20 protein-coding genes are annotated in these 26,622 nt (G+C 55.0%); 10 read left to right on the top strand and 10 right to left on the bottom strand.

Annotated elements, in window-relative coordinates:
- Positions 1-17 precede the first annotated feature (17 nt).
- The 5 genes from PW844_RS08135 to glgX all read left to right on the top strand — a co-directional run bounded on the left by PW844_RS08135 (position 18) and on the right by glgX (position 9,813).
- Positions 18-2,147, top strand: a complete 2,130-nt coding sequence (locus tag PW844_RS08135; RefSeq protein WP_299450161.1) for a TonB-dependent siderophore receptor — start codon at positions 18-20, stop codon at positions 2,145-2,147.
- A gap of 34 nt (positions 2,148-2,181) precedes the next feature.
- A complete protein-coding gene (locus tag PW844_RS08140; RefSeq protein ID WP_299451089.1) occupies positions 2,182-3,252 on the top strand; it encodes an ABC transporter substrate-binding protein in 1,071 nt (356 codons plus the stop codon).
- Positions 3,253-3,375: 123 nt separating this feature from the next.
- Complete coding sequence (gene treZ / locus PW844_RS08145; protein WP_299450164.1) at positions 3,376-5,163, top strand: malto-oligosyltrehalose trehalohydrolase; 1,788 nt, start codon at positions 3,376-3,378, stop codon at positions 5,161-5,163.
- Positions 5,160-7,637 carry a malto-oligosyltrehalose synthase gene (gene treY / locus PW844_RS08150; RefSeq protein ID WP_299450167.1) on the top strand — a complete coding sequence of 826 codons (2,478 nt, stop codon included), beginning with the start codon at positions 5,160-5,162 and terminating at the stop codon, positions 7,635-7,637. Before treZ ends, treY begins: the two co-directional genes overlap by 4 nt.
- Before the next feature lie 94 nt (positions 7,638-7,731).
- Positions 7,732-9,813 carry a glycogen debranching protein GlgX gene (glgX, locus tag PW844_RS08155; protein ID WP_299450170.1) on the top strand — a complete coding sequence of 694 codons (2,082 nt, stop codon included), beginning with the start codon at positions 7,732-7,734 and terminating at the stop codon, positions 9,811-9,813.
- On the opposite strand, the gene PW844_RS08160 is transcribed toward glgX, so the two are convergent.
- Positions 9,800-10,708, bottom strand: a complete 909-nt coding sequence (locus PW844_RS08160) for a LysR family transcriptional regulator (protein ID WP_299450172.1) — start codon at positions 10,706-10,708, stop codon at positions 9,800-9,802. The genes glgX and PW844_RS08160 overlap by 14 nt on opposite strands.
- Positions 10,709-10,848: 140 nt before the next feature.
- Here PW844_RS08160 and PW844_RS08165 point away from each other — a divergent pair, with 140 nt between their 5' ends.
- Positions 10,849-11,598: an SDR family oxidoreductase gene (locus PW844_RS08165; RefSeq protein ID WP_299450175.1), complete on the top strand. Its 750-nt coding sequence runs from the start codon at positions 10,849-10,851 to the stop codon at positions 11,596-11,598.
- Here the strand turns inward: PW844_RS08165 and PW844_RS08170 are convergent.
- A complete protein-coding gene (locus PW844_RS08170; RefSeq protein ID WP_299450179.1) occupies positions 11,595-12,554 on the bottom strand; it encodes an NAD-dependent epimerase/dehydratase family protein in 960 nt (319 codons plus the stop codon). The genes PW844_RS08165 and PW844_RS08170 overlap by 4 nt on opposite strands.
- A 91-nt stretch (positions 12,555-12,645) precedes the next feature.
- Between PW844_RS08170 and PW844_RS08175 the strand changes: the two genes are divergently transcribed.
- Together PW844_RS08175 and PW844_RS08180 are read left to right on the top strand one after the other, a co-directional pair.
- The gene (locus PW844_RS08175) at positions 12,646-13,545 is read left to right on the top strand and encodes a LysR family transcriptional regulator (RefSeq protein ID WP_299450182.1); all 900 of its coding nucleotides are present in this window, start codon (positions 12,646-12,648) and stop codon (positions 13,543-13,545) included.
- Positions 13,546-13,600: 55 nt separating this feature from the next.
- Complete coding sequence (locus tag PW844_RS08180) at positions 13,601-14,299, top strand: O-methyltransferase (RefSeq protein WP_299450185.1); 699 nt, start codon at positions 13,601-13,603, stop codon at positions 14,297-14,299.
- Here the strand turns inward: PW844_RS08180 and PW844_RS08185 are convergent.
- From PW844_RS08185 to PW844_RS08220, 8 genes are all read right to left on the bottom strand, one after another.
- Positions 14,296-15,075: a MipA/OmpV family protein gene (locus PW844_RS08185; RefSeq protein ID WP_299450188.1), complete on the bottom strand. Its 780-nt coding sequence runs from the start codon at positions 15,073-15,075 to the stop codon at positions 14,296-14,298. The two genes, PW844_RS08180 and PW844_RS08185, sit on opposite strands and share 4 nt — an antisense overlap.
- Positions 15,076-15,146: 71 nt before the next feature.
- Complete coding sequence (locus PW844_RS08190; protein WP_299450191.1) at positions 15,147-16,421, bottom strand: ATP-binding protein; 1,275 nt, start codon at positions 16,419-16,421, stop codon at positions 15,147-15,149.
- Positions 16,422-16,425: 4 nt separating this feature from the next.
- Complete coding sequence (locus PW844_RS08195) at positions 16,426-17,127, bottom strand: response regulator transcription factor (RefSeq protein WP_299450194.1); 702 nt, start codon at positions 17,125-17,127, stop codon at positions 16,426-16,428.
- Between the two features lie 87 nt (positions 17,128-17,214).
- Positions 17,215-17,976 (bottom strand): iron export ABC transporter permease subunit FetB, encoded by a 762-nt coding sequence (fetB, locus tag PW844_RS08200; protein ID WP_084881055.1) that lies wholly within the window; start codon positions 17,974-17,976, stop codon positions 17,215-17,217.
- Positions 17,963-18,628 carry an iron ABC transporter ATP-binding protein FetA gene (gene fetA / locus PW844_RS08205; protein ID WP_299450208.1) on the bottom strand — a complete coding sequence of 222 codons (666 nt, stop codon included), beginning with the start codon at positions 18,626-18,628 and terminating at the stop codon, positions 17,963-17,965. The genes fetB and fetA overlap by 14 nt, the downstream gene beginning before the upstream one ends.
- 87 nt (positions 18,629-18,715) lie before the next feature.
- Positions 18,716-20,374, bottom strand: a complete 1,659-nt coding sequence (gene arnT, locus PW844_RS08210) for a lipid IV(A) 4-amino-4-deoxy-L-arabinosyltransferase (RefSeq protein WP_299450210.1) — start codon at positions 20,372-20,374, stop codon at positions 18,716-18,718.
- A gap of 463 nt (positions 20,375-20,837) precedes the next feature.
- Positions 20,838-21,917, bottom strand: coding sequence for a two-component system sensor histidine kinase PmrB (gene pmrB, locus PW844_RS08215; protein WP_299450213.1), 1,080 nt, complete (start codon positions 21,915-21,917; stop codon positions 20,838-20,840).
- 269 nt (positions 21,918-22,186) lie between these two features.
- Positions 22,187-23,128, bottom strand: a complete 942-nt coding sequence (locus PW844_RS08220; RefSeq protein WP_299450215.1) for a formyltransferase family protein — start codon at positions 23,126-23,128, stop codon at positions 22,187-22,189.
- 235 nt (positions 23,129-23,363) lie between these two features.
- Between PW844_RS08220 and PW844_RS08225 the strand changes: the two genes are divergently transcribed.
- Positions 23,364-24,539: an efflux RND transporter periplasmic adaptor subunit gene (locus PW844_RS08225; protein ID WP_299450218.1), complete on the top strand. Its 1,176-nt coding sequence runs from the start codon at positions 23,364-23,366 to the stop codon at positions 24,537-24,539.
- Positions 24,536-26,473 (top strand): MacB family efflux pump subunit, encoded by a 1,938-nt coding sequence (locus PW844_RS08230; RefSeq protein WP_299450221.1) that lies wholly within the window; start codon positions 24,536-24,538, stop codon positions 26,471-26,473. Before PW844_RS08225 ends, PW844_RS08230 begins: the two co-directional genes overlap by 4 nt.
- Positions 26,474-26,622: the final 149 nt, after the last annotated feature.

Here is a 26,622-nt window from a genome sequence, read left to right on the forward strand (position 1 = left end):
TACCAGGTTTACATTAAATGAATAACAATCAGCCGTTCGCTTTTAAAAAGAAACCTCATCCGGCCATTATTGCGGCTATTTACGGGGTGGCGATTTTTACACCAGGAATCAGTTTTTCCGCTGAGGAAAATAATACTCTCACGGTAACAGCACAGGAAAACAACGACCAGGGTTATAACGCCACCAGCAGTTCGGTCGCCAGTAAAACCCCGACACCCCGCGTCAATGAAGCGCAATCCGTCAGCGTGGTGACGCAGCAACAGCTGGAAGATTACCAGGTCAGTAATCTGTCAGAAGCCATGCGTTTTGTCAGTGGCGTAACCGAGGGTAATACCCTCGCAGGCACCGAGGATGGTTTTGTGCGCCGCGGCTTTGGCAGTAACTCGGATGGCTCCATCTACCGTGATGGCGTCCGCAGCAGCCAGGGGCTGAACTTCGATGCCACCACCGAACGTGTGGAAGTGTTAAAGGGATCAGCCTCGCTACTGTACGGCATTCAGAATCCGGGTGGTGTGATCAACGTGATCAGTAAAAAACCGCAATATGAATGGCACACCAAAGTCAGTGGACGCTATGCCAGCGAAGGCGGCGGTGCAGGCACGGTGGATGTCACTGGCCCGCTCGGCAACGGTTTTGCCTTCCGCTTGATCGCGGAAAAACAAAACCAGGATTACTGGCGCAACTTTGGCGTTGATAAACACACGCTGATCGCACCATCACTGCAATGGTATGGCGAAAAAGCCAGCTTCCTGATCAGTTATGAAGATTATCAGTACGATATCCCTTACGATCGCGGCACGGCATTTATCAACGGTAAGCCGGTAAATATCGGTTATAAGGATCGTCTGGATGATAAAGCCAACCACGCCTGGGGCCACAATAAGACCCTGAATGCCCATTATGACTGGCAGTTCGACGACGACTGGAGCACCCGTCTGACTTTCGGTATGAATCAGCGCCAGTATGACAACAACGAAGTCAGGGTCACGGCCATCAACACCACCACCGGAGCCGTGACGCGCCGTGCTGATGCTAACCGTGGTTTTAACCACAAAACTAAATATGTCTCCTGGGATGTGATGGGAACGCCGGAAATCTTCGGCATGACACACAATCTGGTGGTCGGTACCGATTATGAGATGAACCAGACCTACCGTGCGCATCAGTATCAGGGCAAATCCAACAGCGATTTCAATCTGTATGATCCACAGTACGATTTGCTGTCGCCGGTGACCGATAGCAGCACCGAGAAAACCGCCAACGCCAATCTGCTGAACCGTATTCACAGCCGCTCGGTGTATGCCAAGGACAGCATCTCGCTGACCTCCAACTGGATCGCCGTCGTCGGCGGGCGCTACCAGCATTATGAGCAACGCGCTTCACAAGGCTGGGATCCGGTGGTCGAAACCCTGAACGATGAAGGTAACAAGTTCCTGCCACAGGCCGGATTGATCTACAAACTGACGCCAGATGTGTCGCTGTACGGCAGCGTCAGCAAATCGTTCACCCCGTCAACCGATGTGGATGATGATGGTAACGTCGGTAAACCCGAACAGGGCACCACCTGGGAAGTGGGCAGCAAGTGGCAAATCTCGCCGCGTCTGTTCGCCAGCGTGGCACTGTATCGTATCGATGAGCGCGATATGTCGCTCAGCATCAATGGTGAAACCCGTGCCATCGATAAAGCACGTTCCAGCGGTGCCGAGTTTGAGTTGAACGGTGAAATCCTGCCAGGTTGGGATCTCAGCGCCAACTACAGCTATGACAAGGCGGAAATCGTTAACGATGGCGAGGATTCTGCCAATAACGGCAACCGCCTGCAAAATGCGCCGCGCCATTCTGGTGCGCTATACCTGAGCCATAACCTGACGTTTAACGCAATTCCGGGTGATTTCCGCGTCGGTGGCGGTGCACGTTATGTGGGCGCTCGTGCGGGCGATCCAGAAAACAGCTTCACCATGCCGGATTACATCGTGGCTGACAGCTTTATTGCCTGGAACAATCGTCTGCTGGGCAACAAAACCCAGCTGAAACTGAATCTGAATAACCTGTTTAATAAACACTACTACACCTCAAGCGGCGGCAATCTGCGTGTGCGTGAAGGTGCCACCCGAAACTTTATGCTAGAGGCCAGCGTTGAATTCTAAGGCGATCATTCTCAGGATAGTGACGCTGCTGCTGATGATGCTGAGCAGCGCCGCGCTGGCAAAAACCATCACCGATATCGACGGCAACCCGGTGACGATTCCCGATAACCCCCAGCGCATCGTGCTGGGGGAAAGCCGCATGCTGTACACGCTGGCGATGCTCGAGCCTGGCGATCCTTTCCAGCGCATTATCGGCTGGCCGCAGGATTTGAAAAGATACGACAGCCAGATGTGGGACATTTTCGCCCGCAAGTTCCCGCAGATGCTGAAAATTCCGGTCCTGGGGGCGGGCGGCACCAATGACATCAACCCGGAACAAGTGCTGGCGCTCAAACCGGATGTGGTGATCCTGCCCAGCCTGGCACGTTACGACGATGGGGATTTACGTCTGCTGGCGATGCTGAAAGCAGCACACATCCCGGTAGTGAAGATCGATTTGCGTGTGCATTTGCTAAAGAACACCACGCGCAGCGTGCAGATCCTCGGTGAAGTATTGAACCAGACAGCGCGGGCCGAATCGTTCAACCGTTTCTATCAGGCGCATTTGCAGGTGATTCAACAGCGGCTGGCGAGTTATCACGGACCAAAACCGACGGTACTGCTGCAACTGCACCTTGGAAGACGCAACGAATGTTGCGTCACGGCCGTCAAAGGCAGCCTCGGCGAGTTACTCAATGCCGCCGGTGGCGACAACATTGCCAGCAAAACCGTGCAGGGGGTATTTGGTCGTCTTAGCGAGGAAAGCGTGATTGCCGCACAGCCAGAATATTACTTCGCCACCGGCGCGGGTGATAACGATGCGCAGGGCGTGCTCAAGCTGGGTCCGGCAGTGGCACCTGATGCGGTACAAAGCAGCTTCAGCGCCATGACGGCAAAACAGAATGGTCTGCGCGAGTTGCAGGCATTGCATAACGGCCATGCGGCGGTGATCTGGATGAATTTCTATCTCAGCCCGTGGCACATCGCCGCGACCGAATTTATGGCGAAAACACTCTATCCACAGCTATTTAACGATGTGCAGCCCGAAGAAACGCTAAAGCAAATCTTCCACGATTATCTGCCCATTCCCTATAGCGGCACCTGGTTTCTACCCATGCGCCCGTAGCCCTGCCTGACAATACGGACCCTGCAAATGTGTAGGGTCACCCTTTATCGTGACCTGGTTACATCCCCGTCGTGGTCTATGCTTGACTGTCACAGGTTATTTCCTGACCGGCGAGGCGATAAAATGGAGTCCTGTTTATTTCATAAAAGCTGGGGTGCTGAGTACGCGCCAGATGGCAGTGTGCAATTCCGCCTCTGGGCTTCCGGCCAGCGCCAGGTGACATTACAGCTGGCAGGCGTTGACATACCGATGCAACCCTGCGGCGATGGCTGGTTCGCATGGCGGGAAACGCAGGTCGCACCCGGTACGCCCTATCAATATCTGCTTGCCGACGGCACTCTGGTGCCTGACCCCGCCTCACGCGCTCAGCAGGCCAGGGTGAATGGTCCCTCACTGGTTATCGACCCCACCACCTATGCCTGGCAGCACCGTGACTGGGCCGGTCGTCCGTGGGAAGAGACCGTGGTGTATGAGCTGCATATCGGCACCTTCACGCCACAAGGCACCTTCCGGGCGGCAATAGAAAAACTGCCGCAGCTGGCTGCTCTGGGGATCACCATGATTGAGGTGCTGCCGGTCGCACAGTTTGGCGGCAACCGGGGCTGGGGCTATGATGGCGTGCTGCTGTACGCGCCGCACTCCGCCTATGGCACCCCGGATGATTTCCGCGCCTTCGTGGATGCCGCGCACGGCTGTGGCCTGGCGGTGGTACTGGATATCGTGCTGAACCATTTCGGCCCGGAAGGTAATTATCTGCCGCTGCTGTCGCCGGACTTCTTTGACCAGCAAAGAATGACCCCATGGGGCGCGGGCATTGCTTACAATGTTGATGCTGCCCGCCGCTATATCACTGAAGTCCCGCTGTACTGGCTGACGGAATTTAATCTTGATGGCCTGCGTTTCGATGCCATTGATCAGATAAAGGATCAGACCGAACCACACGTTCTGCTTGAAATTGCCGAGCGCATTCGGCGCGAAATCCCTGACCGGCATATCCACCTCACCACTGAGGACAGCCGCAACGTCATTTTTCTCCATCCGCGCACCTCAGACGGTTCCGTGCCGCTGTTCACCGCTGAGTGGAATGATGATTTCCACAACGCCATTCATGTCTGCGCGACAGGGGAAACCCACGCGTACTATCAGGATTTTGCCGATCAGCCAGAAAAACATCTGGCACGGATTCTGACTGAAGGCTTCGCTTACCAGGGGGAAGTCTCTCCCCACAGCGGCAAAAAGCGTGGCGTCGCCAGTACCGGCCAGCCACCCGTCGCTTTTGTCGATTTTATTCAGAACCATGATCAGGTCGGCAACCGTGCCCACGGCGAAAGGTTGATCACCCTTGCCGGGGCCGCACGAACCCAGGCATTGCTCGCCACCCTGCTGCTTTCCCCCCATATCCCGCTGCTATTTATGGGCGAAGAGTTTGGCGAGACGCAGCCATTTTTGTTCTTCACGGATTTTCACGGCGATCTCGCCAGAGCGGTGCGCGAGGGGCGCGCCCGCGAGTTTACCGGCCATGCCGGGCACGAGGGGGCCAGCGTGCCGGATCCCAATGCGCAGCACACCTTTGAGAAGTCAAAACTCGACTGGTCAAAACCTGGCAGCCCCGAGGGCAGGCAATGGCTGGCGTTGACCAGACAGTTGCTGGCGGTGCGTCAGCAACATATCGTGCCACTGATCCGTGACGCCGACGCCCATAACGGCCGCGTTATCGTCGCAGAGGATGGCTTTATCGCGGTCAGTTGGCGCTTCCCGGCAGGCACCCTGTCGCTGGCGCTGAATTTAAGCCATATCGCGCACCCCCTGACGGAGCTGCCAGGTGAAACCCTGTTTGCCTGGCCGCTGGCGGCAGACCCGCTGTCGCCCTATGGGATGACCGTACGTTTGTCTGCCGGAGATAAGTCATGATTTTGCCAACGGCAACTTACCGTATTCAGTTCCGCAACGGCATGACATTTGATCGCGCTGCCGCCCTGGTGCCCTATTTAAAAAAACTCGGCATCAGCCATTTGTATGCCTCGCCCGTCTTTACAGCGACCCGTGATTCGACCCACGGCTACGACGTCACGCATGCCACACAAATCGATCCCTCGCTGGGTGGCCGCGCGGGTTTTGAGCGCATGGTGCAGGCACTGAAAAGCGCCGGTCTTGGCCTGATACTCGATATCGTCCCCAATCATATGGCAGCCTCGCTGGAAAATCCGTGGTGGCGCGATGTGATAGCCCACGGTGAACACAGCCGCTACGCCCACTATTTTGATATCGACTGGTCACGCCCGCTGACGCTGCCATTTCTGGGCGACACCTTTGCTGAAGCACTGGAAAAAGGTGAGATCAGCGTCCGCGCCGATCCCCATGGCGGCTTACCGACACTCGCGTATTTCGACAATTTTTACCCACTGGCGATCGACAGCTGGCAGGGACTGAATCTCGAGGACAAGGTGGACATTGCCGCCTTGCACGAACGCCAGGCTTATCGGCTGATATGCTGGCGAGATGCCGCAACGGACCTTTCGTATCGTCGTTTCTTTGAAATCACCGGTCTGGTGGGGGTGCGGGTGGAAGATCCCGAGGTCTTTGCTGCCACACATCAGTTGATTCTGGCACTGGTGCACAGCGGAGCCGTTGCTGGCCTGCGCATCGACCATGTTGACGGGCTTGCCGATCCACAGGGATATCTGGAACGTCTGCGCCAGCAGGCAGGGCCGGATTGCTATATCACGGTGGAAAAAATCCTCGGGGCAGAGGAAGCGCTGGCAGCCGACTGGCCCGTTGCGGGCACCACTGGCTACGAATTTATCACCGCGCTGGCTGATGCGCTGGTTGTCAGTGATGGCATCAAGGCCCTGCGCCAGGCCTACCCTGCCAGAAACGATATGGCCGCAGAATTACGTGCAGCAAAAGCGTTAATGGTTGATCGAAATTTTGCCGGAGAATTCAACCGTCTGCTGGCGCTGGCAAAGGATATTGCTCAGGACGCGTTCGCTGAAAACGCACTCCGCAACGCCCTGCGTGAACTGCTGCTGGCTTTTCCGGTTTACCGTACTTACGCCACTGCGGAAGGTTTACCCGCTGCCGATGAGGCGCTGCTGCAAACTGTGACGGCAAACATTGGCGCAGAGACATCCCCCGAGGCCCTTTCTTTTATCACCGGCCTGTTCCACGGCGAAGCCGCTGATAATCAGACCGCGCTATTTCGCACCCGCTTTCAGCAATTAAGCGGTCCTTTAATGGCAAAATCGGTGGAAGATACCCTGTTCTTCCGCCAGTGCACGGCGCTGGCGTTAAATGAAGTCGGCGGCGAACCGCTGCCGCAAGGCTTCTCTCTGGCGCGTTTCCATGCCGCGATGCAGACACGAAAGCAGCATCCACAGGGACTTTCCAGCACGTCCACGCATGATACCAAGCGGGGCGAGGACACCCGGGCGCGGCTTTATACCCTGAGCGAAGCGCCAGAACGCTGGTCTGCCGCCGTCACCCGCTGGCGGCAGATGCATCAGGCGCATATCAAACCCCTGCCTGCAGGCCCGGCACCCGGACCTGCGGTGGAATGGATGATGTATCAGGCACTGGCTGGCGCCTGGCCGGTATCGCTGAAGCTGGATGATGCTGCCGGATTGCAGGATCTGGAAACCCGGTTTGTGGCCTTTGTGGAAAAAGCGCTGCGTGAGGCAAAACAGCGCACCGATTGGGCTGAAAGCAATGAATCATATGAAGAGGCGGTGCGAGCCTATGCCCGCCAGCTACTTTCCCCCGCCAGCCTGGTTTTTTTGCAGGATTTTACCGCCACGCTACAACCCTTTATCCACGCCGGGCTGGCAAACAGCCTGAGTCAGACCATCATCAAACTGTTGGCACCTGGCGTGCCGGATATTTATCAGGGCAGCGAGGCGCTGAACTTCAGCCTGGTCGATCCTGACAACCGGCAACCTGTGGATTTCGCGTTACTGGAGCAGTGGCTGCACAGCCCCTCTTCGCAGCCCGACAGCTGGCTGAGTGGTCAGTTGAAGCAGCAGACCATCGCAACCCTGCTGCCGCTGCGTCAGCAGCATCCGGCGTTGTTTCGCGACGGTGATTATCTGCCGCTGACAGCCAGCAGTAACCATCTGATTGCCTTTGCGCGGGTGCACCCGCAAGCAACGTTAATCGTGGTGGTTCCACGCCTGCCATTAACCGCCTTTGCCGGCAACCTGCCGCAGCCGTTACCGACATGGCAAATTGCCCTGCCCGAGCCACTTGCCAGCCGTCGTTATAACAACGTTATAAACCATGAAGAATTGGCCCTCGCCGATGTCCTGACCAGTGAACAGCCGTACCTGGTGTTGCTGAGCGGCTCAAGTAAGCTGAACCGGTCGGCATACATGCCGCCCCTACATCTATAGGGTGCGAATTCATTCGCACCTGGTGATTTACGGTATCTGAACGTATTTATCGCGCAGGTTTTTACCAGGTGTTTATTTACAGGAGTGGGGAAAAATGTCGCATGCTAAGCCTTTTGTGATTACCGCCGGTTACAGCTACCCGCTGGGTGCCAATTTCGACGGTGATGGAGTCAACTTCGCCCTGTTTTCCGCTCATGCCGAACGCGTTGAACTGTGCCTGTACGATGACAGTGGCCGTCATGAAATCGCCAGATTTGATTTGCCCGAATTTACCCACGAAGTCTGGCATGGCTATATTCCCAGCCTGCAACCCGGTGCGCTTTACGGCTACCGGGTGCATGGCCCCTTTGATCCGGAAAATGGTCATCGCTTTAATCCGCACAAACTGTTGCTCGACCCCTATGCGCGTGACCTCTCCGGGGACATCGCCTGGAACGAAGCGCATTTCGCTTACGATTTACAGCATGACGGCGAAGACAAAGATCTCACCTTTGATACCCACGACAGCGCCGATTTCACCCCCAAATGTCGGGTCATCGATGCCAACGAATTTGACTGGCACGACCAGAATCGCCCGGTCATCCCGTGGTCCAGCGCCATCATCTATGAAACCCATGTCAAAGGCTTTACCCAGCTTAATAGCGCGATCCCTCAGCCCCTGCGCGGCACCTATGAAGGCATGGCGCATAAAGCCACCGTCGATTACCTGAAAAGTTTGGGGATTACCTCAGTCGAGTTGTTGCCGGTGCACTGGTTCCCCGATGATCAGCATTTGCTGGATAAAGGGCTGAAAAACTTCTGGGGCTACAACACGCTCAACTTTTTCGCCCCTGCCGCGCGCTATTTCGGCCCGCGAGGTATTCAGGGCTTTCGTGACATGGTGCGCGCGCTGCATGATGCGGGGATCGAGGTGATTCTCGATGTGGTTTACAACCACACCGCAGAAGGCAATGAACTGGGACCGACGCTGTCGTTTAAAGGCATCGACAACTATTCCTACTATCGCACCCTGGCAGACCAGCATCGATACTACGTTAACGACACTGGCACCGGTAACACCGTCAATACCTCACATCCCCGCGTGTTGCAGATGATTATGGATTCGCTGCGCTACTGGGCCGAATCGATGCATATCGATGGTTTTCGTTTCGACCTTGGGACGATTCTTGGCCGTGAACCTGGCGGATTCGACCCGCGCGGCGGCTTCTTTGACGCCATGACCCAAGACCCGGTGCTGGGGAAACTGAAGTTGATCGGTGAACCCTGGGATATCGGTCCGGGCGGTTATCAGGTTGGCGCGTTCCCGCCGGGCTGGGCCGAATGGAACGACAAATATCGCGATACGGTACGTGAATACTGGAAAGGCGACAATGTCTCCAGTGATTTTGCTGCCCGCCTGCTCGGTTCCGGCGATCTCTACGATCAACGCGGACGCCGCCCCTGGGCCAGTATCAACTTTATTACCGCCCATGACGGCTTCACCCTTAACGACCTGGTGTCGTACAACGAGAAACATAACGAGGCCAACGGCGAAGACAACAATGACGGGCACAACGATAATCGCTCCTGTAATTACGGCGCGGAAGGCCCGACCGATGATCCGCAAATCATTGAAGTCCGTGAACGGCAGAAACGTAATTTTCTTGCCACCCTGCTGTTTTCCCACGGCACGCCGATGCTGCTGGCCGGTGACGAGTTTGGTCGCAGCCAGATGGGCAACAATAACGGCTATTGTCAGGACAGCGAGATCTCGTGGTTCCACTGGGATAACCTGCCCGCCAGTGCCGAAACGTTGCGCGAATTTACCCGTCAGATTATCCATCTGCGCGCCAGCCAGCCGTTGCTGCATCGGGAAAACTGGCGCGATGGTATGGAGATTGAATGGTTCAATGCGGGTGGCGGTCTGCAACAATCGGAGCATTGGGATGAAGGCACCACCCTGGGCATGTACATTGGCCGCCCGGATTTGCAGGACGCCGAGGGTATCTGGCATGACGTGCTGATGCTGTTTAATCCGTTTGAAGGTGAGGTGCCCTTCCGCATCCCGCAATTTGGCGAAGGTGGCTGGGTACTGGAACTCACCACCAGCGATTGCAGCAAAAAGGGGCTGGTGATCACCAAAGAAAAAGATTTCACACTGGAGGGTCGTAGCATCGCCTTGTTCAGACGGCCCTGAGCCGTTGCGGGAATACCTCCATCAGCCAGCTAATAAACACCCGCAGCCGTTGCGTGACGTGGCGGTTCTGCGGGTATACCACATGAAACGGATAAGGTGCGGGACGCCACCCGGCGAGAATCTCCACCAGCGCCCCACGCTGCTGGGCTTCAAAGGTGGCATAGGTGAAAGTCTGAATAATCCCCAGCCCGGCCAGCGCCGCCGCCAGATGCGCGTTGCTTTCGTTCACCCCGATACGATGTTCGATTTTGATCTCGCTCTTTTCACCGTTACGTGCAAAGCGGAACGGGAACGGACGCCCAGTTTGTGGCGACAGATAACTCACCAGCCGATGGCCGTTTTTTAACTCATCAGGATAAGCAGGGACACCAAAAGCTTTCAGGTAACCCGGCGTTGCGCAGGTTATCAGGGTGGCATCGCCAATATGGCGCGCGATCAGGGAGGAATCGCTGAGTGGCCCGCCACGAATCACGCAATCAACGTTGTCGCTGATCAGGTCAACCGGGCGGTCCGATACCCCAAGATCGAGACGAATATCCGGGTAGCGTGCCATAAAATCCGGCAGCGCCGGTATCAGCACATCCCGCGCCGTTGAGCCACCGACATCCACGCGCAGATAACCACGTAACCGGCCACTGACCACGTTAAACGAGGCGTCGATATCCTCCAGATCGCGCACGATACGCAACGCTTTCTCGTAGTAATCCCGCCCTTCTGCCGTCACCGTCACACGCCGGGTGGTGCGTTGCAGTAAACGAATCCCCAGATGGGCCTCCAGCTCCTGCACCATCTTGCTGAGCGTAGCATTGGGCATATCGAGTGAATCCGCCGCGCGAGTGAAATTTCCGGCCTCCACCACGCGTGCAAATGCCTTGATTGCCATCAGCTGGTCCATCGTCTTTCACCTATTATCCACACACATGAATAGTCATTTTCATTTTACACGATTTATCGATAAACGTCGCCACGGTACATTGCCTCCATGCACTACGAAGCCGTTGAAAATCACTTAATCACTTATCTGGAGAGACAAACATGAACACAACACTGAAAGGTAAAATTGCTCTGGTTACTGGCGGCACCACCGGTATTGGTCTGGCTGCAGCACAAACGCTGGCAGCACGCGGCGCACAGGTGTTTATCACCGGACGCCGTCAGGCAGAACTGGACGCAGCCGTCGCCAGTATTGGCGCAGCAGCAACCGGGATTCGCGCCGATGCGGCGATTCTCAGCGACCTCGACGCGGTTTACGCGCAGATTGCCCGTCAGGCGGGTCGCCTTGATGTCCTGTTTGCCAACGCCGGTGGCGGCGATATGCAGCCGCTGGGCAGCATCACCGAAGAACATTTTGACCGTATTTTTGGCACCAACGTACGTGGCGTGTTGTTCACCGTGCAAAAAGCGCTGCCGCTGCTGAGTGACAAGGCTTCGGTGATCCTCACCGCCTCTACCACTTCAGTGAAGGGTACTGCTGGCTTTAGCGTCTACAGCGCCAGTAAAGCGGCCGTACGTAACTTCGCCCGCTCCTGGGCGCTGGATGTGAAAGATCGCGGCATTCGTATCAACGTTGTCAGCCCTGGTCCGATTCGGACCCCTGGTTTAGGTGGCCTGGTCAGTGAAGATCAACGTCAGGGATTGTTTGACGCGCTGGCATCCCAGGTACCCTTGGGTCGTCTGGGTGAACCTGAAGAGATTGGTAAAGTGGTGGCGTTCCTTGCCTCTGATGATTCCAGCTTTATCAACGCCACCGAGTTGTTTGTTGATGGTGGTATGGCGCAGATTTAAGCAGGCAGACAACCGAGGGCCCGTAGCGTTGCCTCTACCGCGCGATCCAGTGGCGTATGCGGTTCGTGGCCCAGCAATGACAGCAGCCTGGCGTTCGACAAACGCACCGGCTGTTGCCAGAGATATTGCATCTCCTTGAGCTCGCGAAAGGTGGTCTGAAACGGGGCCAGTAAATGCACCAGCCACCAGGGAAAGGTGGCGATGCGCGGTGACTGGCTGCTGTACCGGGCCACCACCCGACAAATTGCCGCCGCCATAGCACTCCCATCCTCGTCCCAGTGTCCCGCCAGATGCACCTTTTCCAGCGGGCACAGTTGCGTTCGATGGCCGAGCAGCGCCACCATGGTCGCGGCGACATCCGGCAAGTATGCCCACTGATGTCCTACGCCAGCGCGCCCCGGATTACTCACCGTTGTGATGGTTTTTCCCGGTTTAATCAGCCCCTGGGCAAACCAGTTATTGCCCGCCGCAGGGCCAAAAAAGTCACCGGCGCGCACAATCAGCGCCCGCCCGCCTTCGCTGACGAATTCCTGCAAACGTTGTTCCATCGCCGCGCGAATACCACCCTTGCGCGTTTGCGGCTGCTGGGGAGCGTCTTCGGCAATAACCGGGAAAGTATCTGCTCCAAAATTGTAAACCGTTCCCGGCAATACCACGGTGGCCCCGTGCTGCCGGGCAGCCGTGAGGGTATTCTCCAGCATCGGCATCACCTGGGTATCCCAGTGACGATATCCTGCCGGATTCACCGCATGCACAATCACCTCGCAATCGCGTGCCGCGTGAACAACCTCGGCGCGGGACAAGGCATCGGCCGTAATCCAGTGATAATCCTCTCCTGACGGAGTCCGGCGGGTTAACGCATTGATTTGCCAGCCAGCGGCACGCAGCTGACGTGCAACCTCGCCCCCTATGCCGCCGCTGGCCCCGAGTATTAACGCCCGTGATGGTGTGTTCATGTTTTAACCCCCGTTTGATTTTCCCTGAGTGTAAGTAAGGCCGGGGCTAAATAACATTGACTGGAATGATGGAGCAGGTATACATAAATGCATGGATAAAGATATCAGCTGGGAACTGTATCGTTCCTTCCTTGGCGTACTTAACGCCGGTTCACTCTCCGCTGCGGCACGCGCGTCGGGTTCGACACAGCCGACGCTGGGCAGGCATATCGCTGCGCTGGAGCAGGCACTGAACGTGACGCTGTTTATTCACGCCCCCCATGGCCTGATCCCCACCGAAGCCGCGCTGGCCCTGCAACCTTATGCTGCCAGCCTTGCCAGCACTGTTGCCGCATTGCAACGCGCCGTAAGCGGTCAAAACGATGTCACGTGTGGTGTGGTGCGGGTGGCCGCCAGTGAGATTATCGCGCTTGAGGTCCTGCCGCCGATCCTCGCACAATTACGGCAACGCCATCCGGGTCTGAACCTTGAGCTGGTGGTGTCTAACCAGATGCAGGATTTGCTGCAACACGAAGCGGATATTGCGGTACGTATGGTGCGACCGCATCAGAATCAGCTGGTGATCCGCGCGGTGGGTGAGATTGCACTGGGTATGTATGCCAGCCCTATCTATCTGGAAAAACATGGCACACCAGATTCGATTCAGGCGCTGCGTCAGCACAGCCTGATTGGGTTTGACCAGCCGGACGCCTTTGTGCGCAGCGTGGTGAAGGCGCATCCGTTACTGGCACGGGAACACTTTGCTTTTCGCACCGACAGCGACCCGGCGCAACTGGCGCTGATTCGCGCCGGAGCGGGTATTGGCTTTTGCCAGGTGGGGCTGGCACAGCGCGAACCCCAGTTGGTGCGCATCCTGCCCGAGGCGTTCACCTTGCATCTTTCCACCTGGATTACCATGCATGAAGATCTGCGCACCCGCCCGCTATGCCGCACGGTATTTGATGCGCTGGCCGAAGGGTTGCAGCAATACATTCACCAAACCGCACTATAATCGGTTCGGCATAAACATATAGCTACCGTCTTTGTCATCATGCAGGAGCAAAAAGATGCGTATTCCCGATTACCCATCCGCAGACGCTGAGAAATGGTCTGCCGTTGACGAATATTTCTCCCATTTGCTGGCCCCGGCAGATGCGGGGCTGGAGGCTGCTCTACAGGCAAATGCCCGTGCCGGTTTGCCTGCGCATGACGTGTCTGCCCCCCAGGGAAAGATGCTGGCTTTGTTTATCAGAATGCAGCAGGCCAAAAGGGTCCTGGAGATCGGTACGCTGGGTGGTTACAGCACCATCTGGATGGCCAGAGCGTTGCCAGCGGGAGGCCAGCTAATCTCCATTGAGGCCGAACCCCGGCATGCTGAAGTGGCGGTGAAGAACATCGCCAATGCAGGCGTGTCTGACCGTGTTGAGGTACATGTCGGCGCAGCACTGGATGTGTTACCCACCCTCAAGGCCCCATTCGACCTCATCTTTATTGATGCCGACAAAAAAAATAATCCCCACTATCTGCAATGGGCCTTGCGCCTCTCGCACACCGGAACGGTGATCATCGCCGACAATATCGTGCGCGGTGGAGCGGTAGCCGATGCCGATTCTGCCGATCCTAATGTCGCGGGAGTGCGCGAATTTCTGCGTATGGTGGCAGAGAATCCACGCCTCGATGCCACTGCCATTCAAACCACCGGTGAAAAAGGCTGGGATGGTTTTGCGATGGCAGTCGTCATTGCAGAGCCCCCTCACATCAGTTAAAAACGCCAGGCAAGGAACAGCGCATAGCTTACCTGATCCTTCTGCTGGGTCAGGGGGCTGTCAGCAGCATCACTTTCCAGACGCTGGGCCATCACCCGCGCCCCCACCTGCCATGCCGCGGTCATGTCATAATCCATCCCCACTTCCCAGCCAATTTTTTCCAGGCCAGACCCGGCATCGTAGCGGGAAAAACCGCTGCGGGAGGATTGGTGCACCGAAACGCCATAATGGGTCTGCATATAATCGCTATTCGCCCAGCTCAGGCTCGGGCCAGTGAACAGACGCAGGTCTTCATAGGGTCGCCATGACAGATTGGCGTATGACGTCAGCCGAAACCCCTGCTGATTTCCGCCTATATCCTGAGTCAGGATCACCCCGGCATTAAACAGGTCATTGCGGTAAATCGCCGAGGTAAACGCGTGCGGTGAGCGTTTGATATCGCCCATGCCACGCAGGTAGTCATCATCTGACTCCTCGCGGGGGAAGAGATCCAACCCTGCGCCAACGGCAAAGGTCCAGTGCTCGGTTCGGGCGAACTGCCAGCCCAGCGCAGTCAGGGTATCGACACCACCGAAAAAAAATGGCCCATAGTTCAGCCTGGCCACTGGCAGAAATCGGGTCTCGCTGTGCTTCGAACCAGTGTATTTGGGTTGAACACTGACGCCAGCGCCGAGAAAACCATTGAAGTTTTGAGCAGATTCATCAGCAAAAGCAGGCAACGCGGCGGTGGAAAATAGCAATATCAGCGGAAGGGATTTCGCTGGTGTGAAACGCATGTGACTTCATCCTTATGGTGACGGTTGACCGCCAGCCATTACATCAGCCTCCTGTAACGCCTCTTTTTACCTCAGGTAAAGTTATGTAACAGCGGGATGTGCACGGTAAAGCTGGCACCGCCACCAGAACGGTTATGCACGCTAACCTCGCCGCCATGATATTGGCTGATGGAACGTACCAGCGCCAGGCCAAGTCCGGAACCGTTACCGCTACGCGCCAGGCGATAAAAAGGCTCGAAAATACGCGCCATTTCCGTCTCGGGAATCCCCGGCCCACGGTCATTCACCGTCAGTGAAAAGCCCTGATCTGGCGTGCGTCTGAGATTGACCGTCACATCGCGGCCCGCGTAGCGCAGCGCGTTTTCAATCAGGTTTCTCATTAAACGGCGCATCAGACGGGCATCAACCTGCGCCACAATGTGCTCTGCATTCAGTTCCACTTCAACGCTGGCACACTCCTCGGCGGCCAGTGCGGTGATGTCGGTAGGCAGTAACTCACCGACAATGACGTTATCCGCCATTTCCAGTCGGCTCAGGGTGAGGATTTCCTCCACCAGCGCGTCCAGTTCCTTTACGCTGCGTTGCAATTCATTGCTCGCCTGAGAATGTTCAGCACTTAACAATGCCGAGGCCATCTGAATACGCATCAGCGGTGATCGCAGCTCGTGCGAAGCATTGGCCAGCATGGTTTTCTGCGACTGAACCAGCGTTTCGATCTGCGTCGCAGAACGATTAAAACTGGCGGCCAGCTGTCCAACCTCATCGCTGCCCGTCACCCGCACCCGCGCCGCCAGGTTGCCTTTGCCCAACGATTCCACACTATGTTGCAGTGATTCCAGCCGCGCGGTGAGTCGACGAATAACCGGAAAAGAGATCACCACCACCGCCGCAGCCAGGGCCAGCAGCATCAGGATGAAGGTCCACGGACGTTCAATACGATCAACACTGAACTGGATCACCAGCAAACGTTTATCCTGCAACTGCCAGACAAAGCGCGAGCTGTACCAGTCATCAAAGTAACCCCCGGCTTTCACCTGATGAGGAAAAGGGATCGCTGGCGAGAGCGTGCGGCTCAGCAGCGCGCCGTTGGCTGCAAATAACGCGAAACGGGCATTGGTACGCTGCATCCAGCTATCTATCGCCGCCGACTGCGCCTCAAGCGGAGCGGATGCAGCGGGTAACGTCTGTTCCACCATGCCGCTGAACGTGGCAAAGGCATTGAGGTGGCGATTTTCATCATCGGTCCATAACCACAACGCAATGGTGCAGAGCACCACCAGCGAAATAGCGCTGATGACAGCGAGGAAAATCTGTAAATGCATTGGCAGGTCGGTGATACGTTTCATACGCTTAGCGATCCGCTAAGGCCGAGAAAACATAACCGACACCGCGTACCGTGATGATACGTTTCGGTGTGCGTGGATCGTCTTCAATCACCTGACGGATACGCCCGATATGCACATCTATCGCCCGGTCAAAACTTTCATAACTTTCACCGCGCACCGTCTGCCAGATTTGCTCACGATTCAGAACGCGTCCGGCCTGCCGTGCCAGCGAAACCAGCAAATCGAATTGCAATGATGTCAGAGCACAGGGCTGCTGGTGTAAGGTGACCGTGCGCGCAGCAATATCAATCTCCAGTTCCCCTGAGCGAATCAGGCTGGCATCGCTGGCGCGCAAGCCAGGGCGCATGCGACGTAGCACAGCACGCATCCGTGCCAGCAGCTCACGCGGTTCAAACGGTTTTGGCAGGTAATCATCAGCGCCGACTTCCAGCCCAATAATTCGGTCTGCTGGGTCGCCACGTCCGGTGACCATAATGATGGCGGGATCGTCGTGGCTTTCAGCACGTATCTGTCGACACAGGGCCAGCCCATCGGCATCCCCCAGCATCAGGTCCAGCAGTACCACATCAAAGCTGCGCAGTTTCATGCGCGCCTGTGCATCAGTAGCACTGGCGCTATGCATCACCTCAAATTCGTGTTGTGCCAGATAAGGCGCAATCATCTGCGCCAGACGGACATCATCCTCAATCAGCAATACAGAGGTCATGACTTTTATCTTCCAAAACAATGATGAGTAACAGACAGCGGCGTCCGCTATTAAGTTTCGTCAACGCTGGAAGAGAAGATCAGATGATCAAAATCTCAGCTGTGATCGCTCATTATAAAAACGTCGATACGCCAGGTAGACCGCAATAATAGTGGACAGGCTGGCCGTGCCAATCAACATAAAGGTCACCATGATTTGATATTTGATGGCTTTAACCGGGTCAATTCCGGCAAAGATTAGCCCCGACATCATGCCCGGCAGGCTCACCAGCCCCACGGTTTTCGCCGCGTCTATGGTTGGGATCATCGCGGCGCGAATACTGTCCCGAATCAGCGTGCCTGATGCCAGCTTGATGGACGCCCCCAGACTGAGCATTTCCTGAATTTTCTGGCGGTTATCCGCGAAGCGCTGGTTAAGATTGCTGTAACACAACCCCACCGCCACCATGGCATTCCCGGCAATCATCCCGGAAATCGGGATCACCTGCATCGGCATAAATTCGATCGCGCCACTCAGCACCAGAATCACCAACGTCAACGTAGTGCCGCTGGTAATGGCGATAAACGAAATCAGGAAAGCATGATCAATATTGCGGCTACGTTTACGGGCGTTCAGCGCGGCATTGACGCAGATAAACAACACCATCAACACCGTAAGCCAGTCATTATTGATGTCGAAAATCGACTTCAGCACATAGCCGACAATGACCAACTGCACAATGGCCCGACACACGCTCCAGATGATGTCTTTACCCAGCCCCAGTTTTTCTTTCTGGCTAATCAGCAGCGCGATCATCACCAGCACCAGTGCCAGGACCAGCGAGGTATTAGTGATATTATGCTGGCTCATGGTTTTTCCTCTCCGGGGTTTCCAGGTGCAATACCCGCTGCGCCTGACGAATTTCCGCCGGGTCATGGCTGATCCACACCACAGCCATACCCTTGTCGCTGACGATCCCTTTGATCAGGTTATTAATCAGGCCCTTGTTATCTTCATCCAGTGCGCTGGTCACTTCATCCAGCAGCAAGATGTCCGGCAGAAACTGCAAATTGCGTAATAAGCCGACGCGCTGTTTTTCACCGCCGGAAAGCTGGTCAATTTTTTTATCCAGCATGTCAGCAGGCAGATTCACTTTGGTTAAATCGGCCTCCAGCTTGCTGCGCGTGGGTTTCTGCTGCCGGATTTGCCACGGCAGCGCCAGGTTATCGAATACCGTGTTGCCAAACAGCACCGGGGTTTGAAAGCAGTAGGAAACCCGCTGCCGATACTCTTCCGGCTTGAGTGTTGCTATGTCCTGGTGGCGAAAAAAGATGCGTCCCGCGCTGGGATCCAACAGTGAGGCCATAATCTTTAGCAACGTGCTTTTGCCACTGCCTGACGGACCGGAGAGCAAAACAAAATCACCCGGGTTAAGTGTTAATGAGACCGGAGCCAATAACTCGCGGTCCTCCAGTGAGAACGTCACCCCTTGCACATCCAGCAAAGGAAAATCGGCGGCCATAATTATTTATCCACAAAAATGAGCGATTGCGTTAACGGGCCGCATTGCGGCCCTGCGCATGTTAGCAGAATTGTGAAGCCTCTGAGCTTAGGGTTCAGGGCTGTATTGCAGTAAAAGCATGCGATCGTGGCGATACACCAGATCGGGAGGGGGAATGTCGGTTGGTGTCGTCTCGCCACGACCCAGCATCAGCACCACTGAAACCGTTCCTTGCTTACGGTGCGTCGCCAGCCATTGAGGGAAGTCAGCTTTGCTGACGAAACGCGACTGAGAATCGGGATAGCTCAGGCCATAGCGGACTTCACCCTGTTTATCATAGAAATACATATCGCTACGTTGCAGTGTCCAGGCAATGGTCGACGCGATGCCAGGGTCGTCACTCAGGATAAAGCGACTTTCCGCCAGTTTATCCGCAACGCTTGCCACAAAGACCTGGGGTTGTTTGGTGTTCTGTACGCTTTCCGGGATCGCATTACCGACACAGAGTGCCAGTGCCAGCGGGCAAAGCGCCGCAAGCTGCCAGCCTTGACCTTTCGCTCTGAGGCTGACAAAGCCAGCCAGTCCCCATCCGGCAAAAGTCACAGCCGCCATGATCAACGCGCCCACTTCATGCTGCTGATACAGCGGGCGATGGCTGATGCCCCAGGGCGCAAACACCACCAGTAAGGCGAACAGGCTCAGTGTGCCAAACAGGATATTAATCCAGGCATTCACCCGAAGAATGCGACTCGCCTTGCCCGCCAGCCGATGTCCATAGCAGGCCATCAAAATTGCCAGCGGCGCAAAGCATGGCAGGATGTAAGTCAGCAATTTGCCTTTGGCAATGCTGAAGAACACCAGGGGGATGAGGATCCAGCACAGTAAATAAAACCCACCGGGGGCGCTTTTGCGCTCCGTCCAGCCCTGACGCAATGCGCCAGGCAGCAACGCCAGCCACGGCAGGGAACCGGCGATTAAGATCGGTATGTAATACCAGAATGGCGCTTTGTGCTGGGCATCGGAGTCGGCAAAGCGCTGAATATGCTCTATCCAGAAAAAGTAGTGCCAGAAATCCGGTTGTTGCTGATTAATTGCCAGCGCCCAGGGCGCACTAAGCAGTGCGGCGCACAGTACCGTAAGCGGACCAAAGGCCAGTAATTCACGGAAACGCTGGTTGCAGATGGCCCAGGGAACAATCACCAGTACCGGTACAGCCAGTGCCAAAAACCCTTTGGTCATAAATCCCATACCACAGGCCAGACCAAACAGGATATAGCCCACCAACCGCTGGCGCAGAGTGTCCGCGCCGACGGCATACCAGTAACTGCACATAGCGGCGACCAGCCATAGCGACAGGATCGGGTCGAGAACGGCATAGGTGCCCACGCCATAGACGAGCAATGAGGTGAGAAAGATAACGCTGGCAGTAAGGGCGATCGCCCGGTCAGCATAAAGACGCCGGGCGAGCCAGAAAACCAGCACCGCGCTAACCAGCGTGGAAAAGACAGCGCCAATGCGCACGGCGAAATTGTTATGCCCAAATAACCACTGCCCAATGTTGTTGAACCAGTAGCCGGCAATCGGTTTTTCGAAATAACGTAAGTCAAAGAAGTGTGGCGTGATCCAGTTGCCGTTTTGCAGCATCTCCCGGCTAATCTCCGCATAGCGCGTTTCATCAGGCTGCCAGAGATGGCGAAATTCAAGTGGCACCAAATAATAGAGGATCAGTAACGCCAGCAGTAGCAGCGTTTTTGTTGTTGCGGTCATACGCGATTCCCTGTGAGTTTTTCACACCACACCGAATTTTCCGGCCAGCACATGTTGCCAGGCCTGCTATGCAGTAGTTTCATTAAAGTATCCAGCAATAACAATTTAGCATAAAGTGCTATATATGAAACACCGGCACAGAGAAATTTAAGAATTTATTTCCCCGTTTAATTAACTTCGGGACGAAGAAAATTTCGCAGCCATTAATTTATAGCGATTGGGAGCATAACGCCTGATTCTTAACTGAACATTAAACGGCGAATTTTCATGTCCGTTCTGTGAGCGCAAGGCTGGCTTAAGGTTAACTTAATCTTTGGCGGTAAAAATTGTCGGGTCTGATAATGAGGTTCCCTATGCAATCTATGTTCTCCCGTCCAGCCAGCGAATATGCTGCTGTTATCCTCAGCGCTGTTAGCGTTATTAGTTTTTTGATCATCTGGTTTTCACTGTAATCCTGCGGGTATTACTGGCCGGTAAAGGTCACTCTGGCCCGGCAACCTGGCACACTGCCCCGATTCTCCAGTAAAAATTGCCCTTTATGCAGCTGAACAATACGGGTGACGATACTCAGCCCTAAGCCAATGCCACCAAAACGACGGTCCATCCGGACAAACGCCCGACTCAGTTCGCCAATTTTACTTTCATCAATCCCCACCCCCTCATCTTCTACCATCAGCACCGGAGATGGCTGCTTGCTGATCCGAATAGTGATGCAGGTATCGTGTGGACTGTAGCGATGGGCATTCTCCACCAGATTCCGCAGCATCACCTTCAGTAAAGTCACATCACCGCGAACGACGACCTCCTGCGGCATATTGAGAATTAAGACCTGCTGATGCAGCGCTAACATGGTTTCAAATTCATGTTTCATTGGCTCGACGACATCCCGCACCAGTCTGACATTCTGGTAGCTACCCGATGAAAAAGATTGCCCAGCGCGCGCCAGCTGTAGCAGTTGGGTCACGCTGCTGGTCATTTGGTCGAGGCGCTGCATCAGAGGCTTAACATCGCATTGATGTGTTCTTTCCAGCAGTTCCAGATGGAGTCTGAGACCGGCCAGCGGCGTGCGGAGTTCATGGGCAACGTCCGCAGTAAACATGCGCTCCCGTTCAAGGCTGGCGCTCAGACGGGATACCAGGCGATTGATGGCATGTGTCACCGCATCAATCTCCTGCAAAGAACTGTGATAGTCCACCGAGGTCAGCTTCTCCTCGCCGCGCTCCTCCAGGCATTTTTGCAATTCTGATAAAGGGCGGGTCAGGCTGGTTATCGCCTGAAAACAGAGAAATAACGCCACCAGAATCATGACAATGCTGGGAAGCGCCAGGCTGATGATGGCTTCATGGATTTCTTTTTCCATATGCTGGTGTGGGTTGTGATTATCCAGTGCGGCATTCACCAGCAGCGCGATCTGTTCTTTGCTCTCATGCCATACCCCCCACACACTGATGGTCTGACAAACAATCAGAATTAAGCCAATCACCAGCAATAACCGCCAGCGCAGAGTGCTGTTTTTGCGGGGGCGTAACAGAGGCCAGAACATGGTCAGCCTCTCGCTTCTCTGGGTTTAGTTAAAATAGCTTTAATCCAGGGTGTGAATAATATTCTCATTACCCACAGAGAGAAAATTCGGGCAGAAGAAATCGAAAATTGAATTAATATTAATGGGGAAAGAACAAATAATAACGGATTCCTTACGATCCGCTGAAATAAAGAAAAGGGCATTCTCGATTGGCCTCCTCTAATGATGAAGAGACCAGTTTCTCACCGTTACATTAGGTGATCCTTAAGTTGCTATATGATAATTTTTATTTACGTATTTTGCGGTGTATTCTGACTGTTAATGTTCTCACCCACACGCAATCCTAACTTGCGCGCCAGTTCAGCGCCGTTCATCCGCACGCCCTCTCGGGCTTGTCCTGCCACCACTTCAAGCTGCCCTTCACCGCAGGCAATCACTAGCGGATCAAGGCTTAATACGGTACCGGGTTGGTCGGGTAATTTATCCGCACTGACATGGCTTTGCCAGACAACAAAACGCTGCCCATAGGCCGCGCTGTACGCTCCTGGCCAGGGGCTGGCGAGTCCACGTATCAGATTGTGAATATCCTGCGCGGCGGCCTGCCAGTTGATCTCGCCATCCTCCGGTGTACGACGCCCGAAACGGCTTGCCTGAGACTCATCCTGTTCCCGCTCTTCCAGCTGACCAGCGCACAGCGCGGGTAGCCAGAGGGCCAGCATCTTTGCGCTGGTACTGACCAGCTTGTTATGCAGGCTATGGGCATCGTCCTCAGGCAATATTCTGACCTTTTCCTGTGCCAGAATCGGGCCACAATCAGGACGAGCGATCATACGAAACAGCGTGACACCGGTCTCTGCATCGCCCTTGATTAAGACCCAATTCAGATGTGCCCTGCCACGATGCGCAGGCAGCAAAGAAGCCTGCACGCCAAACGCCCCACGACGAGGGATCGCCAGAATTTCACGGCTGAGTATCTGCCGAAATGACAGGCTGAACAACATATCGGGGACCAGCGTCTGCAACAGCGCTATCCATTGCGGCTGATTGACGTCATCCGGCATATACAGCGGAATATTGCGGGCCTGTGCCATCCGGGCCACCGAGCCATGAAAATGATTTTCGCCCGGTGCATCAGCATGCGTGAACACCGCGCAGATTTCAAAACCAGCGTTTTCCAGCGCTTCCAGGCCAGCACATCCCATATCGTGGTAGGCAAAAATGACAGCTTTCATTGATTTCCTTTGTATCGGTGGTAGCGGAGGGTAAGACGCATCACATGATAGCGGGCGAAAATTAAAATATGCTTAAACACATTACTTTTCACAGATGTCAGGATAAATCCTGCGATTTCTCATAACTCATTCATTTTGCTTGCCGGTTATGCGGCCTAATCTGAGCGTTGAAAACCAGTTTTCACTTGCCGTAACGGCACGTGATTATTATCCTCTGGCAAAAAAAGGGACTCTCATGCCAACTTCAACGAAAAAATGGTTTTTTCCGGCGTTTGCTATTCTGCTTGTCATCCTCGGTGTTTATAAATTCAATGCCTCCCGCAACAAACCTGACAACATCATCACCACCACCGTTCGTCAGGGCAACATCGAAAACGTCATCGCTGCGACGGGTAAAATGGATGCCATCGAACGCGTCAACGTGGGTGCTCAGGTTTCCGGTCAGCTCAAAAAATTGTATATCCGCACCGGTGATAATGTGCACAAAGGTGAACTCATCGCCGAAATCGATGACCAGCCACAACGCAGTGACCTGCGCAATGCCGAAGCAGCGCTCAGTGTCGCCAAAGCGGATTTAGAAACCAAACAAGCCACCCTGGTGCGTCAGGAGGCGCAGTTCAAACGCCTGCAACAGATGCTGAAGATGAATTTAGTGTCTCGTCAGGATTTTGATACCGGCGCTGAAGCCTGGCGTATCGCGCGCGCTGAGCAAACGGCCCAGCAGGCGCGCGTGATTCAGGCGCAGATTGAGGTGGATAAAAAACAGCTCGACCTGAGTTACACCCGCATCATGGCACCGATGGATGGCACCGTTATCGCCATCATTACCAAACAAGGACAGACGGTAAACGCAGCGCAAAGTGCCCCAACCATTGCCAAACTGGCGCAGCTGGCCACTATGACCATCAAGGTGCAGATATCTGAAGCGGACATCAACAATATCAGACCCGGGCAGCAGGCCTGGTTTACCACCTTCTCCGATCCGGATAAACGTTACAACGCCACTTTACGCAGCATTGAGCTGGCACCCGATACAGTGATGAAGGATGACGCGCTGCTGAATAACAGCGAGAGCAATCCCACCAGCGCCACCAATGCTGCGGTGTATTACAACGCGCTGCTTGATGTGCCTAACCCCGATAATTCCCTGCGCATCGCCATGACCGCCCAGGTCAATCTGCTGCGCGACTCCGCCAATAACGCACTACTGATTCCGGTTCAGGCGCGGAAAAAAGACGCTGACGGCAAAAGTTATGTTGAAGTCGCAGATGAAAATCAGCAGCCAGTTAAGCGCTACATCACTACCGGCATTTCTGACAACGTGGATATTCAGGTACTGAGCGGGCTTCAGGTCGGTGAAAAAGTCATTCTTGCCGCCCAGGCTGCTGGCGCAGAGAAGGTGGTGATGTGAATATCATCGAGCTGAAAAATATTACCCGCACTTACGCCTTTGGCTCGCAATCTCTGAATGTACTGAAAGATATCAACCTGAGCATTGCCGAAGGGGAAATGGTAGCGATTATCGGCCCGTCCGGCTCGGGCAAATCAACGCTGCTGAATATCCTCGGCTGTCTGGATGCCGCAGATAGCGGAGAGTATCACCTTAGCGGGCAGAACATTGCCAGTCTGTCTGCCGATGCGTTGGCAAAAGTCCGGCGCGAACATATCGGATTTATTTTCCAGCGTTATCATCTGATGCCGGATCTGAATGCCCTGAGTAACGTAGAGATTCCGGCCATTTACGCCAATGTCGCCGGGAATTCCCGACGTGTACACGCCGCTCAATTGCTCGAACGCCTCGGGTTACATGGCCGTGCACACCATAAGCCGGGGGAACTGTCCGGCGGACAACAACAACGCGTCAGCATCGCTCGTGCATTAATTAATGGTGCGGAAATTATCCTGGCAGATGAACCCACCGGCGCGCTGGATTCTCATTCCGGCGAGGAAGTGTTGCGCATCCTGAGCGATCTTAACCGTGATGGGCACACGGTGATCATTGTGACGCATGATATGAACGTTGCTCAGCACGCTGATCGCATCATCGAAATCCAGGACGGCTCGATTGTCGCTGACAGTGGCCGGTCCGCAGAAATTGTACATTTCCGTTATCAGCCCACTGCGGCGAAAAGCCAGAGCAAATGGCGCGGAATCGGCGATCGATTACGCGAATCCTTACGCATGGCACTGCATGCGATGAATGCCCATCGTCTGCGCACCTCGCTGACCATGACGGGCATCATTTTTGGTATCGCAGCCGTAGTGACGGTTGTCGCGCTGGGGCAAGGCGCGCGGCAAAGCACGCTGGAGAGTATTCAGGGTCTGGGCACCAATGTGGTGACCATTTATGCCGGGGGGGATTTCGTTGAGGATGAAACCCATCCCACGTTAACGCTGGTGATGTCAGATGTACAGGCCATTGCCCGACAACAATTTGTTGCAGCCGTCAGCCCGGAAATGATGTCAACCCAGCCGATTCGTTACCTGTCAAATGCCTCCAAAACCACGGTTTACGGCGTAGGTAAGGATTATTTCCGCATTCAGGGTATTAAACTCACGGAAGGGACGAATTTTTCAGACGAACTCCACGCCACTCAGGAAATCATCATTGATGAAAATACCCGGAACAAACTGTTTGGTGAGCAGCCGGGCAGCGTGACCGGCAAAATGATCATTCTCGGTTCCGTTCCGGTGCGGGTGGTTGGTGTAGCCAGATTGAATGACGGTGCCAATCCTAATCGCCTTAATGTGTGGCTGCCATGGAGCACCATGATGTATCGCATCACCGGCCAGACATCACTGACCAGCTTTAGTATCAAACTGAAAGATGATATCGCCAGTGGCCCGGCGGTCGCTGCGTTGAGTGAGATACTGACTGACCGCCACCGGGGCAAAGATTTCCTGGTGTTTAACCGCGATAAGTATCGCCAGGCTATCGAAAATGCCGCTGCCACCCTGACACTGCTGATTCTGATGGTTGCCGCTATCGCGCTGACCATCGGCAGCATTGGCGTGATGAATATCATGCTGGTGTCGGTTACCGAGCGTACCCATGAAATTGGCGTGCGCATGGCGGTGGGCGCTCGACGCAGTGACATCATGCAGCAATTTATGATCGAGGCCGTTCTGGTATGTCTGGTGGGAGGGGTGCTGGGCGTCGCTCTTTCACTGGCCATTGGCCCGCTGGTTAGCCTGCTCGCAGGTGGATTGCTGACGGCCATTTATTCCTGGGAATCCGCAGCCGCGGCATTTATCTGTTCAACCGTGATCGGGATGATCTTTGGTTACCTGCCCGCACGCAAAGCCGCGCGCATGGACCCGGTGGCCGCACTGGCAAGCGAATAAGCCAAATATCCGGGGCGGCCCCGCCCCTTTAATTTTCCTTTTCACATTGCCACCCTTAAAAGTTCTGCACTAAAGTTTAGGTTGCATTCTTCGCGCGTCACCTTTCGGGAAGGTGGCGATGACCATTTAAGCGAATAAGGAAATTTGCC

Origin of the sequence: Pantoea sp., assembly GCF_028283705.1 — a bacterium.
Lineage (GTDB): Bacteria > Pseudomonadota > Gammaproteobacteria > Enterobacterales > Enterobacteriaceae > Pantoea.